Consider the following 12,254-nt stretch of genomic DNA (forward strand, 5'->3'; position numbering starts at 1 on the left):
TGAGAACAGCTAGTGGTGGGCGCCGAGCGACTCTTCGGTGACTTCGGGCGCGGCTGGCTTCGTCACGAAGAACGACACCGCGACCAACGCAAGGGTCGTGAAGGCGCCCGCCATGAACGCGAGATGTACGCCGGTTGAGATTTGTTCGGCCGTCGCTTTGGTGACGTCAACCTCGCCCGCACCCGCCATGCCGATCGCCAGGAAGGCCACGAACATCGCCGTGCCCGCGGCGCCCGCCACTTGCTGAATCGTTGCGAGCAACGCGGAACCGTGCGAGTACAGGTGCGGCGGCAACGCCCCGAGGCCGCTCGTGAACAGCGGAGTGAAGAGGAAGGCGAGCCCCAGGCTCAACCCGGTGTACGCCGCGATCACGAACCACAGCGGGGTGTCGGCCCCGAGCCCGATCGCGAGGGCCCAGAACGCAAGACTCACCATGATCGCCCCGGGCACGACGAGCGGACGTGGACCGTAGCGGTCGTACAACCGTCCAACGACGGGCCCCAGCAGACCCATCAGAAGACCGCCCGGCAGCAGCGACAGCCCGATCACCCACGTCTCGAGATGAAGCGCGTACCGAAGGTAGATCGGCAGAACGATGACCATGCCAAAGAGGGACAGCATCCCGATTGCCAGCATGCCGAGCGAGATCGAGAAGGTGCGCGCCGTGAAGGCGCGGAGGTCGAGGAACGCGGCATCTCGACGCTGAAGGCTCAGTTGGCGGACCACGAAGAGCAGCAGGAATGCCGCGCCGACGACGAGCGGGATCCACGGGGCGACGAGGGCTGCACCATCGGCTGCCTCGCCGATGCTTGACAGCCCGTAGACGAGCCCGCTGAACCCGACGGCGGAGAGGATGACCGAGAGCACGTCGAGGGGAACGCGGCGAGTTTCGGAGATGTTCGGAACCCGCAGGATGCCAATCACCAACATCGCAAGCGCGATCGGCAACATCACCCAGAAGAGGCCGCGCCACTGCTGGTTGAAGGCCTGCAGCAGGATTCCCGCGAGCGCCGGACCGATCGCCGGCGCGACCGACATGACGATCGAGATGCGGCCCATGATGCGCCCGCGAAGGTGCATCGGCACGATCGTGAGCACCGTCGTCATCATCAGCGGCATCATGATCGCGGTGCCGCTCGCCTGAACCACTCGGCCCAGAACCAGCACCTCGAAGATCGGCGCGTTCGCGGCGATCGTGGTGCCGATCACAAACAGGATCATCGCGGTGATGAACACGGGACGCGTGTTGAGCCGCTGCAGCAGCCAGCCGGTAATCGGGATGACGACCGCGAGAGTGAGCGCAAACGACGTCGTGAGCCACTGACCTGTCGCCGGGAGGATGCCGAAACTCTTGATGATCGTCGGGATCGCGACGCTCATCGTGGTTTCGTTGAGGAACACCACGAAGACCGCGGCCAGCAGCAGGATCAGCGCCTGCGAGTCGCGAGGGCTGAGGCGGTCAGCCGGGGTGCCGACACTCACGGGCGCGGTCACTTCAGTCACGATTCCTCCGGTGGCTTGTCTCGGCGATTGCCGACGGTTCACGCTACCGAAGGCCTCCGACACGACAGGCCGTATTCGTTGCGCCCACAGTGAACAACCCTCAGTTCATCGCTGGATCGGCGTCATATCCGCGTAGCGGTCTCCGATGGGGGCTTCGAGCCGGTCGAGCGCGGCGAGCTGGGACGGCGAGAGCACGAGGGCATCCGCCGCGACATTCTCCTCCAGCCGGTCGACGCGCTTCGTCCCGGGAATCGGCGCGATGCCCTCCCCCTGCGCCAGAATCCAGGCCAACGCCACCTGCGCGGGCGTTGCGCCCGCCTCGGTCGCGACCGCCTCAACGGCATCCACGATCTTCAGGTTGGCTTCAAGGTGGGCAAATCGTGGGTTGGTGCGACGGAAGTCGGTGTCGTCGAACTGCTCGACCGACCGGATCGCTCCGGTGAGGAACCCGCGCCCGAGCGGCGAGTACGGCACGAAACCGATGCCCAGTTCTCGTGCGAGCGGGATGATCTCCTCCTCGGGTTCACGCGTCCACAGCGAGTACTCGTACTGCAGGGCCGTGACCGGGTGCACCGCGTGCGCGCGACGGACCGTGGCTGCGGACGCCTCGGACAACCCGTAGCCCAGGATCTTGCCCTCCGTGATGAGTTCGTCGAGGGCGCCGACCGTCTCCTCAATCGGCACCGTCGGATCCATGCGGTGCTGGTACAAGAGGTCGACGTGGTCCATCCCGAGCCGGGTGAGCGATCCTTCAAGCGAGGCACGCACGTTGGCGGCGCTGCCGTCGAACCCGCGAACCCGAGGCGAGGTGTTGGTGAGCATCCCGAACTTGGTGGCAACTACGACGTCATCGCGGCGGTCGCCGAGAGCTCTGCCGAGCAAGGTCTCGTTGATCAGTGGGCCGTAGATTTCGGCGGTGTCGAAGAAGGTGATGCCGAGATCGAGAGCGCGATGGATGGTGCGGATGCTTTCGGCGTCATCGGTACCGGCGCCGGTGTAGGCGCCCGACATCCCCATCGTTCCGAGTCCGAGGCGCGAGACCTCGAGAGTGCCAAGTCTGGTGTGCTTCATCGTGTTGTGAACCTTTCGTAGGAGTCGATCTTGAAGTCAATGGCCGCAAGGGCGGCGGTGGATTCGGCCAGCTGTTCGAGCACGCGCTCGCGATGCGCACGCAACAGTTGGAGGCGGGCAGCGGTCGTCCCGTCGCCCTGCCGAGCGAGGTCTGTATACCGCCGGATGTCGCGAATCGGCATCCCGGTCGAGCGCAACTTCGTGACGAAGGTCACCCAACGAACGTCTGCCTCGGTGTACCGGCGATGACTGCTCGACGCGCGGTCGACGGGGTTCCGCATGAGCCCCGCCTGCTCGTAGTACCGCAACGCCGTGGTCGCGACCCCGGTCGCCGCCGCGACATCGGAGATCGAATACGTCTCCACGGAAGTCTCAAGGATCGTCATGACTTCACGCTACGACTTCGAGCGCACTCGAAGTCAAGCCGGTTCGGATCAGGAGCGCTCGCGTTCCTCCACGTCGACGCTCTCGGCAGGCAGCGGCCGCGCGAACGGGATCCTGGTGCCTTCGGTACCGAGTACCTGCGAAACGACGTCGCGCGCGATCCGTTGCTCCGAGAGTCCCACCTCGTCGAGGATGTCGTTGCGGTCACCGTGCGGGATGAACTCATCCGGGAGCCCCAACTCGTCCACCGCGGTATCAACGCCCGCCGCACGTAGTTCCTGGCGGATGCGGGTGCCGATCCCGCCGACCCGGATGCCATCCTCAATCGAGATCACGAGACGGTAGTCGCGCGCCATCTCGATGACGGAAGCGGGCACCGGGATGACCCACCGTGGGTCGACAACGGTCGCACCGATTCCCTGCGCCGCGAGACGCTCGGCGACCTGCAGCCCGAGTTTGGCCATCGGGCCGACCGTGACAATCAACACGTCGCGGTGAGCTGCTTCGCGCAACACGTCGACGCCGTCGGCAGTGCGACGCTGGGCGTCGATCTCTGCTCCGACGGTGCCTTTCGAGAAACGCAGCACCGTGGGAGCGTCGTCGACGACAACGGCCTCCCCCAACTCTTCTCGCAGCCGCGTCGAGTCGCGCGGGGCGGCGATACGGATGTGCGGAACGACTTGCAGAATCGCGAGATCCCAGATCCCGTGATGACTGGGACCGTCGGGTCCCGTGATACCGGCACGGTCAAGCACGAAAGTGACGCCCGCCTGATGGAGGGCGACATCCATCAACATTTGGTCGAACGCACGGTTCACAAACGTCGCGTAGAGGGCGACGACCGGATGCAGTCCCCCGAACGCCATCCCGGCAGCACTGGTGACGGCATGTTGCTCGGCAATGCCGACGTCGAACACGCGCTCCGGGTACTTCTCCGCGAAGCGGTTGAGCCCGGTCGGACGCAGCATGGCCGCCGTGATCCCGACCAGGCGCGGATTCTTGTCGGCGAGCTCGACGATCTCGTCGGCGAAGACGCTGGTCCACGAGGGCCGGGACGCCGCCTCCACCGGTTCCCCGGTCTCGGGATCGATCTGCCCCACCGCGTGGAATTGGTCGGCGGCGTCGTCGACCGCCGGGCCGTAGCCGTGACCCTTTTCGGTGATGACATGCACGATCACCGGTGCCTCGTAGCCTTTGGCCTGGCGCAACGCCTCCTCAAGAGCCGTGAGGTCGTGGCCGTGAATCGGGCCGAGGTACTTGATGTCGAGGTTTGAGTAGAGCGCTTCGTTGTTCGTGAAACGGGAGAGGAAGCCGTGCGCCGCTCCGCGCGTCCCGCGGTAGACCGCCCGCCCGACCGGGCCAAGGCGATCAAATACGCGACGGCTGGTGCGGTAGAGCTTGCGGTAAGAACGCCGCGTTCGCACATCGTTGAGGAACCGCGCCATCCCGCCGATGGTCGGCGCATACGAACGTCCGTTGTCGTTGACAACGATCACTAGACGACGGGAGTTGTCGTCGCTGATGTTGTTGAGTGCTTCCCAGGTCATGCCGCCGGTGAGCGCGCCGTCACCGACGACGGCAACCACGTGCCTGTCACCTTGGCCAGTCATCGCAAAAGCGCGGGAGATGCCATCGGCCCACGACAGAGACGAGGAAGCGTGCGAACTCTCAACGATGTCGTGGATGCTTTCCGACCGCTGCGGGTAGCCCGCCAGGCCGCCCTTCATCCGCAGTCGACTGAAGTCGTGACGCCCGGTCAGCAGCTTGTGAACGTAGCTCTGGTGGCCGGTGTCGAACACGATCGAGTCGTGTGGCGAGTCGAAAACCCGGTGGATCGCCATCGTCAGTTCGACGACTCCGAGATTGGGTCCGAGGTGCCCACCGGTCTTCGAGACCTCGGTCACCAGGAACTTGCGAATCTCCCCCGCGAGCTGCGTCAACTGCTCTTTGCCGAGTGGGTCGAGATCGCGCGGACCGCGAATCCCCTCAAGCAATGACACATCCTGAGCCTACGCTTCAGGTCGCGGCACGGTTCCGGCTTGACGCGCATTCACCCAAGACTTACGGTGACCGCGCTCAGCCCAATCCACGACTCGCAGACCCGGGACGCGGTCAAACTCACGCCGATTACGCGTCATGACCGTGAGTCCGATCGAACGAGCGTGGCCCGCGATGAGGCCGTCGAACGGTCCGATCGGAGTGCCGAGGTGAGCGAGATGCGGTCGGATCTCGCCAACGTTCTCCGCCGCATCCCGCCCGAAGGCGAGCACGTCGACGAGGCCCAGAAACTCTTCGACAGCGACGGCGTTTTTCACGGGTGCCGCTGACTTCTCGACACCGTAAGCCAGCTCAGCCACGTGCCCTCGCGTGAAGGCTCATCCCCGCGAACTGAGCGGACCGCATTCTGGCTAAACCAGGCTGCGCAGCACGTACTGCAGGATGCCCCCGTTGCGGTAGTAGTCCGCCTCACCGGGGGTGTCGATGCGCACAACCGCGTCGAACTCAACAGTCGACTTTCCCGGCGCCGAGTGCTCGCTCGGGACGGCTGTCACGTGCACCGTCTTGGGTGTCGATCCGGAGTTGAGCGCCTCGATGCCCGAGATCGACACGACCTCGGTGCCGTCGAGCCCGAGGCTGTCGGCGGTTTGCCCCGCCGGGAACTGCAGCGGGATGACACCCATCCCGATCAGGTTCGACCGGTGGATGCGCTCGAAGCTCTCCGCGATCACCGCGTGCACGCCGAGCAGTGCTGTGCCCTTTGCCGCCCAGTCGCGGCTCGACCCTGAGCCGTACTCCTTACCGGCGAAGATCACCAACGGCGTGCCGGCAGCCTGGTAGTTCTCGCTCGCGTCGTAGATGAACGCCTGCGGGCCGTCTGCCTGGCTGAAGTCGCGGGTGAAGCCGCCCTCGACGCCCGACAGGAGCAGATTCTTGAGACGGATGTTCGCGAAGGTGCCGCGGATCATCACTTCGTGGTTTCCGCGACGCGAGCCGTAGGAGTTGAAGTCGTTGCGCTCGACGCCGTGATCGACCAGGTACTTGCCAGCCGGGCTATCGGCCTTGATGTTGCCGGCGGGCGAGATGTGGTCGGTGGTCACCGAGTCGCCGAGCTTCGCGAGCACGCGAGCACCCGCGATGTCAGAGACCGGTGTGGTCTCGAGAGTCATGCCGTCGAAGTACGGAGGCTTGCGCACGTAGGTCGACTTGGCATCCCACTCGAAGACCTCGGAGTCGGGGGTGGGCAGTGAACGCCACCGCTCATCGCCGTCGAAGACTTCGCCGTATTCCTTGGTGAACATCGCGGTGTCGATCGACGAGTCGATCGTGCGCTGAACTTCGGCCGTATCGGGCCAGATGTCTTTGAGGTAGACCTCCTGGCCGTCGGTTCCCGTGCCGAGCGAGTCTTTCTCGAAGTCGAAGTTCATCGAGCCGGCGAGGGCGTAGGCGATGACGAGCGGCGGGCTGGCGAGGTAGTTCATCTTGACGTCGGGGCTGATGCGGCCCTCGAAGTTGCGGTTGCCCGAGAGCACCGCCGTGACTGCGAGGTCGTTCTGGTTGATCGCCGCGGTGACCTCGTCGATCAGCGGGCCGGTGTTGCCGATGCAGACCGTGCAGCCGTAACCAACCGTGTAGAAGCCGAGCGCCTCGAGGTCGACGTTAAGCCCGGACTTGAGGTAGTAGTCGGTCACGACCTTGGATCCGGGCGCGAGCGTTGTCTTGACCCACGGCTTGGACTTCAGACCCTTCGCCACCGCGTTACGGGCAAGGAGGCCTGCCGCGAGCATCACGCTCGGGTTAGAGGTGTTCGTGCACGAGGTGATCGCCGCAACCGCGACCGCACCGTGGTCGAGCGTGTACTGAGTGCCGTCCTTGAGGGTGACCTCGACGGGGCTCGAGACACTGGCGGGCGCGTGGCTCACCTGCGCGTGCGACACCTCGTGCGCGGTCTCCTCGTCTTGAGGCGTAAAGCCGATGGGGTCGGATGCCGGGAAAGATCCTTCGACGGCAGCATCAACTTTCGAGAGAGGCTGCGTCGCGTAGTCAGCGAGGTCGAGGTCGAACTGCTCTTTGGCACGGCTCAGCTCGACGCGATCCTGCGGACGCTTGGGCCCGGCGATCGACGGCACCACCGTGCCCAGGTCAAGTTCGAGGTATTCGCTGAAAACCGGCTCGAGGGCGGGGTCGTGCCAGAGCTTCTGCACCTTCGAGTAGGCCTCGACCAGTGCGACCTGGTCTTCGCTGCGACCGGTGAAGCGCAGGTAGTCGAGTGTCACGTCATCGATCGGGAACATGGCTGCGGTCGAACCGAACTCGGGGCTCATGTTGCCGATCGTGGCCCGGTTAGCCAGCGGCACCTCGGCGACGCCAGCTCCGTAGAACTCGACGAACTTGCCAACGACCCCGTGCTTGCGCAGCATCTGGGTGATCGTGAGCACGACATCCGTCGCCGTCACCCCGGGCGGAATCGTGCCGGCGAGCTTGAATCCGACGACCTTCGGAATGAGCATCGACACCGGCTGACCGAGCATCGCAGCTTCCGCCTCGATGCCGCCGACGCCCCAGCCCAGCACGCCCAGGCCGTTGACCATCGTGGTGTGCGAGTCGGTGCCGACGAGGGTGTCGGGGTAGGCGCGCAAGACTCCCTCGACGGTGCGGGTGTAGGTCACGCGCGCCAGGTACTCGATGTTGACCTGGTGCACGATGCCGGTTCCGGGCGGAACGACCTTGAAGTCCTGGAACGCGGTCTGACCCCAGCGCAAGAACTGGTAGCGCTCGCCGTTGCGCTCGTACTCGATCTCGACGTTGCGCTCGAGGGCGTTTTCGCTGCCGAACAGGTCAGCGATGACCGAGTGGTCGATGACGAGTTCGGCGGGGGCGAGCGGGTTGATCTTGGTCGGGTCGCCGCCGAGGGCGCTCATCGCCTCGCGCATCGTGGCGAGGTCGACGATGCAGGGGACGCCGGTGAAGTCCTGCATCACAACACGCGCCGGTGTGAACTGGATTTCGGTGTCGGGCTCAGCGCTGGGCTCCCAGGCGCCGAGCGCCTCGATCTGCGACTTCGTGACGTTCGCGCCATCTTCGGTGCGCAGCAGGTTCTCGAGCAGCACCTTCAGGCTGAACGGCAACTTCTCGAAGCCGGGGACCGTGTCGACCCGAAAGATCTCGTAGTCGGTTCCGCCGACCGTGAGGGTGCTCTTCGCGTTGAAGCTGTTGACTTTCGACACTGTCGTCTCCTCGTGCGCGGGTGCTGGTCATCCGACTACTGGCATTCATTTTTCGGCACCCTGAGCGACGATGCCAGCAAGGCAAGCCTAAACCCGCCCCAACCAAACTATCTCGATATCAAGATAATTCTAGTGCCCGTCATCGGGCTGTTCTTGCGCGCGCCACGCGGTGCGAACCAGAAGCCAGGTCACCCAGAGGAGCGCGGCGTAGAGCGGCACACCCATGATGAGCTTGGTCGCCGCGAGTGCCGACGGATTGTCCGCAAGGTAGAGCGGCACCTCGACGGCAAGACGCAAACCGAAAAGGCCGATCCAGAGAATCGACGCGATGGTGGCGACCCGAAGCTTCGCAGGGTCTTTGCGCCAATCGTCGTCGTTGAGCAGCAGCCCAACGACCAGCCCGATGAACGGTCGACGTGCGATGAAGCTGATCAGGATGACCAGCACCACCGCGCCGTTGATGAAAAAGCCGGGCACGAAGCTGTCGCTCGCATTGCCCGTGAAGAGGGCCAGCCCTGCGGAGATCCCGAGAAGCAGCGCTCCGGCGATGGCTGTCGTCAGCCCCTGTCGCGTCACGATCCGGATGACGATGAACACGAGCGCGACGGCGAGCGGCGCGATGACCGACGGCACCAGATTCTTGGTGATCGTGTAGACCACCAGAAAGCCCAGTCCCGGAAGGATCGACTCGACCAGCCCGCGGACCCCGCCGACTGCTGCCAGGAGGGCTCCGCCCGTCGGGGTCTCCCCCGGTGTCACCCGACCCAGACCCGAACGCGACGCCGCCGCCGCCATGGCCTCCCGAAAGGTCGGGGGTGCGTCGTCAGCCGACTTATCGCGCGGGGCGTCCTTGCTCACGTTCATACCGCAGTCGCCGGGCCAGTCCCGGTTGGCACGGCACCGGGCGCCGCAGAACCCGCCACCGATGACGGGACCTGCAACGGGATGAGGTCGCGGGGCGGCATCGGCGTCGTGCCGCGCACGACGACGATGCTGCGGAACAGTTCTTCGACCTTGGCGGCAGCACCCGGGTCGGAGGTCGCCTCACCGCTGATGACGCCGCGGAGGAACCAGCGGGGGCCGTCGACTCCGACGAACCGCGCGATGCGTGCGCCCTGACCGCCGGGAACCGGAATCTCGGCGCGAATCTCGGGGCCGAGCGAGCCGGTCGACGTGACAGTTTGGCCGCCCTGCTTGTCGATCTGTTGAATGATCTGCTCACGGATTTCGTGCCAGAGTCCGCCGGAGCGCGGAGCTGCGAACGGCTGCAACTGAAGGGTCGAACCGGCGTAATCGAGAGCAACAGCGACGACGCGTTTGTTGCCCTCCTCGATCTCAAGCCGCACGGCGAGTTCGGCACGCGGGAGCAACTTGATGCCGCCCAGGTCGACGTAGGGGCGAACCGGATTGACTTCGCTGTCGTCGAACGGGCCGGCCGTTGCACGGTCTGCCGGGGCTGACTTCGGGGCTTCGGTATCGCTCACGCGGAAGGTTCTCCTGTCGTGCTGGGGGTGGCAGGCGAAGCGTAGCCGGTTGACCCGAAGCCGCCTTCGCCTCGCTCGCTGCCGGGGAGGCGCTCAACCTCGATGAACCGAGCCTGCGGAACCGCCATGACGATCAGCTGCGCAATCCGATCGCCTGGGCTGACGTTGTAAGTTTCGTGCGAGTCGGTGTTCAGCAGCGTGACCCGCAATTCGCCGCGGTAGCCGGCATCCACTGTTCCGGGGCTGTTGACGATCGTGATGCCGTGCTTCGCGGCGAGCCCGCTGCGCGGCACCACAAAGGCGACGTACCCGTTGGGCAGGGCGATCGAAAGCCCGGTGCCGACTGTCGCGCGTTCACCCGGTGCGAGCGCGACAGCATCCGTCGTGGTGAGGTCGGCGCCCGCGTCGCCGGGGTGAGCGTAGGTCGGCGCGGTGCCCGTGAACAGCACCTCAATCGACTCCGTCACGCTCGCCAGGTTAGTCCATGGTCGTCGGGAGCAATCTGTCGTGATCCAATGGGATGGTGCGCTACCACGAGCGGCTCTGGCCCTCCCCCTGGGTGTTCCTGGCGACCGGGCTGGTGATCCCTGCGAGTCTGCTGGTCTTCCTCCCGATCTCAATGATCGCGGGCGTTGTCAGCGCCATCACGCTCGAGACGATCGTCATCGTGGTGCTTCTTGCCACCTCGGTCGCCGTCGACGTCGACGACACCACTCTGCGCTGCGGCAAGGCGAAGATCGAGCGTTCGTTCGTCGGCACAGCCGTCGGATTGCGCGGCAAGGAAGCGACCGCCGAACGCGGGGTGCGACTCGATGCGCGCGCGTGGTTGCTGCTGCGGGGCTGGATCCCGGGCGTGGTCAGAATCGAACTGACGGATGCCGACGACCCCACGCCGTATTGGCTGGTGTCGACGCGGCGGCCTGCCGAGCTTGCGGCAGCGCTTTCCGCCTAGACCGGCAAGGCGTCAGGCCGAGCCGCCGAGACGGCGGGCGGAATGCTCGGCCGCGACGGCGCTAAAGCGCCCTCGCCCCTTAGGCCGAGCATTCCCTACACATCGGGCCGTGCTTGGTGTCGTGGTCGAACTGCGACTGGTGCTTCACCAGGAAACAGTTCACGCAGGTGAACTCGTCTTCCTGAGGGGGAAGAACGACGACATCGAGGTCGAGGTCGGAGAGGTCGGATCCTCCCAGGTCAAAGCCAGGATTGTCGGCGTCGTCGGCGTCGACAACGCCTGACAGTTTGTCCGGAACGCGCTCCTGAAGTGCCTGGAGGGACTCCGTGTCCTCATCGGTCTTCCGTGGGGCGTCGTAGTCGGTTGCCATGCCTATCCATCTCGTGCTCAGTGCCGTTGGTTCTCGATTCGGCGGCGTCAGTCTGCATGATCAACCCGCGAAGTGCAAACCGCCGAGAATCGGGTTTTCGTTGCGTCCACATCAACTTCCGCCGCGCCCGTGATATTCCCCGGAATCCGGGCCATCGCGTGCGATCCTGGCTTTCGAGGGAGGCTTCGATGGAAGAGCTCAAGGTCATCGGCGTGGAAAGCGGTTCGCTGCTCGTCGCCTCTCGTGAAGGCACCCGGTTCCGGGTCGCGATCGACGACGTCTTGCAGTCACGTCTGCGGCAGAGCTCTCCCGAGCCCGGCGCGAGCCCCAAACTGTCACCCAAAGAAATTCAGGCCCACATTCGCAGCGGGATGTCAGCCGAAGACGTCGCCGCGATCACCGGGGCACCGCTCGACTACGTGCAGCGTTTTGAGGGTCCGGTGCTGGCTGAACGCGAGTTCGTGATCGAGTCAGCCATGCGCGTCCCGGTGCAACTCGCGATGGAGACCGACCCGCTCGCGGGCGGCGTGAACTTCGGCACGGTCATCCGCCGTCGACTTGCGGATGCTCACGCGATCGGCGAGCGATGGGCATCCTGGAAAGAGGATGGCGGCGGTTGGGTCGTCAAATTGACGTTCATAGCCGAGACGATCGACCACGACGCGCGGTGGTCGTTCGACCCCAAGAAGTCGGCCCTGGCGCCTCTCAACCAGGAGGCGATCTCGCTCTCGCAGCAGGGCGATCTGCCGACGACTCTGGTGCCCCGCCTGCGAGCGGTTCCCCTCGGCGAACAGGCCGATGTGGCGCGTTTCGACAGTGGCGCCTTCGTGACCTCGTCAGATGTTGAGACCGGACCGCTGGGCGAGCCGGTGCCCTACGGCCGCGTCGGCGAAGCAAACGGCCCTGTGCCGATCAAAAAGAACCAAACGGCCGACCTGCTGGAGGCGCTGCGCAAGCGTCGTGGCGAGCGCGACCCGATGGATCCGGATCCCGAAGAATCCATCGCAGCACACCCCTCAACCGGAACCGTGCGGCTGATCGACGTCCCGCTGGATTCGATGGACGACGACGCACCCGTCGACTCGCTACGCACCCGACCCACCGCGCGCGACAGCGCCGGGTTCGGTCGCCGCGGCTCCAAAGGCCGCCAGTCGATGCCGTCCTGGGACGAGATCGTGTTCGGCGCTCGGACTGACGACGACCTCTAAGTCGTAGCCTCAGCCACATGGAGGTCTCGGCACTGCTGACCGCGGAGTTGCCCGAAG

The 12,254-nt window shown here is 65.3% G+C and carries 12 protein-coding genes; 2 read left to right on the top strand and 10 right to left on the bottom strand.

What is annotated here, in order from left to right; genetic code table 11:
- Positions 1 to 9 precede the first annotated feature (9 nt).
- The 9 genes from ABIR17_RS01150 to dut form a co-directional block, all read right to left on the bottom strand.
- Positions 10 to 1,503, bottom strand: a complete 1,494-nt coding sequence (locus tag ABIR17_RS01150; protein WP_348002508.1) for a DHA2 family efflux MFS transporter permease subunit — start codon at positions 1,501 to 1,503, stop codon at positions 10 to 12.
- 105 nt (positions 1,504 to 1,608) lie between these two features.
- A complete protein-coding gene (locus ABIR17_RS01155) occupies positions 1,609 to 2,574 on the bottom strand; it encodes an aldo/keto reductase (protein WP_348002509.1) in 966 nt (321 codons plus the stop codon).
- On the bottom strand, positions 2,571 to 2,960 hold the full coding sequence (locus tag ABIR17_RS01160; protein WP_348002510.1) for a MerR family transcriptional regulator: 390 nt from the start codon (positions 2,958 to 2,960) through the stop codon (positions 2,571 to 2,573). The genes ABIR17_RS01155 and ABIR17_RS01160 overlap by 4 nt, the downstream gene beginning before the upstream one ends.
- Positions 2,961 to 3,008: 48 nt before the next feature.
- Entirely contained in the window at positions 3,009 to 4,958 is a 1,950-nt protein-coding gene (gene dxs, locus ABIR17_RS01165; protein WP_348002511.1) for a 1-deoxy-D-xylulose-5-phosphate synthase, read from the bottom strand.
- Between the two features lie 9 nt (positions 4,959 to 4,967).
- On the bottom strand, positions 4,968 to 5,315 hold the full coding sequence (locus ABIR17_RS01170; protein ID WP_348002512.1) for a PIN domain-containing protein: 348 nt from the start codon (positions 5,313 to 5,315) through the stop codon (positions 4,968 to 4,970).
- A 51-nt stretch (positions 5,316 to 5,366) separates the two neighbouring features.
- Positions 5,367 to 8,183, bottom strand: a complete 2,817-nt coding sequence (gene acnA / locus ABIR17_RS01175; RefSeq protein WP_348002513.1) for an aconitate hydratase AcnA — start codon at positions 8,181 to 8,183, stop codon at positions 5,367 to 5,369.
- A gap of 129 nt (positions 8,184 to 8,312) precedes the next feature.
- On the bottom strand, positions 8,313 to 9,041 hold the full coding sequence (locus ABIR17_RS01180) for a DUF3159 domain-containing protein (RefSeq protein ID WP_348002514.1): 729 nt from the start codon (positions 9,039 to 9,041) through the stop codon (positions 8,313 to 8,315).
- Positions 9,042 to 9,043: 2 nt separating this feature from the next.
- Positions 9,044 to 9,667 carry a DUF3710 domain-containing protein gene (locus ABIR17_RS01185; protein WP_348002515.1) on the bottom strand — a complete coding sequence of 208 codons (624 nt, stop codon included), beginning with the start codon at positions 9,665 to 9,667 and terminating at the stop codon, positions 9,044 to 9,046.
- On the bottom strand, positions 9,664 to 10,134 hold the full coding sequence (dut, locus tag ABIR17_RS01190) for a dUTP diphosphatase (protein ID WP_348002516.1): 471 nt from the start codon (positions 10,132 to 10,134) through the stop codon (positions 9,664 to 9,666). Before dut ends, ABIR17_RS01185 begins: the two co-directional genes overlap by 4 nt.
- 53 nt (positions 10,135 to 10,187) lie before the next feature.
- Here dut and ABIR17_RS01195 point away from each other — a divergent pair, with 53 nt between their 5' ends.
- Positions 10,188 to 10,619 (top strand): DUF3093 domain-containing protein, encoded by a 432-nt coding sequence (locus tag ABIR17_RS01195; RefSeq protein WP_348002517.1) that lies wholly within the window; start codon positions 10,188 to 10,190, stop codon positions 10,617 to 10,619.
- A gap of 79 nt (positions 10,620 to 10,698) precedes the next feature.
- On the opposite strand, the gene ABIR17_RS01200 is transcribed toward ABIR17_RS01195, so the two are convergent.
- Positions 10,699 to 10,989 (bottom strand): DUF4193 domain-containing protein, encoded by a 291-nt coding sequence (locus ABIR17_RS01200; protein WP_348002518.1) that lies wholly within the window; start codon positions 10,987 to 10,989, stop codon positions 10,699 to 10,701.
- 188 nt (positions 10,990 to 11,177) lie between these two features.
- On the opposite strand from ABIR17_RS01200, the gene sepH reads away from it, so the two are divergent.
- Positions 11,178 to 12,197 (top strand): septation protein SepH, encoded by a 1,020-nt coding sequence (gene sepH, locus ABIR17_RS01205; RefSeq protein ID WP_348002519.1) that lies wholly within the window; start codon positions 11,178 to 11,180, stop codon positions 12,195 to 12,197.
- The last annotated feature ends 57 nt before the right edge of the window (positions 12,198 to 12,254 follow it).

The organism is Pseudolysinimonas sp., assembly GCF_039912695.1.
Taxonomy (GTDB): domain Bacteria; phylum Actinomycetota; class Actinomycetes; order Actinomycetales; family Microbacteriaceae; genus Pseudolysinimonas_A.

Coding starts and splice junctions, on each gene's coding strand:
- ABIR17_RS01155 (WP_348002509.1), bottom strand. CDS start 2,574: ATGAAGCACACCAGACTTGGCACTCTCGAGGTCTCGCGCCTCGGACTC.
- ABIR17_RS01160 (WP_348002510.1), bottom strand. CDS start 2,960: ATGACGATCCTTGAGACTTCCGTGGAGACGTATTCGATCTCCGATGTC.
- ABIR17_RS01195 (WP_348002517.1), top strand. CDS start 10,188: ATGGTGCGCTACCACGAGCGGCTCTGGCCCTCCCCCTGGGTGTTCCTG.
- ABIR17_RS01200 (WP_348002518.1), bottom strand. CDS start 10,989: ATGGCAACCGACTACGACGCCCCACGGAAGACCGATGAGGACACGGAG.
- sepH (WP_348002519.1), top strand. CDS start 11,178: ATGGAAGAGCTCAAGGTCATCGGCGTGGAAAGCGGTTCGCTGCTCGTC.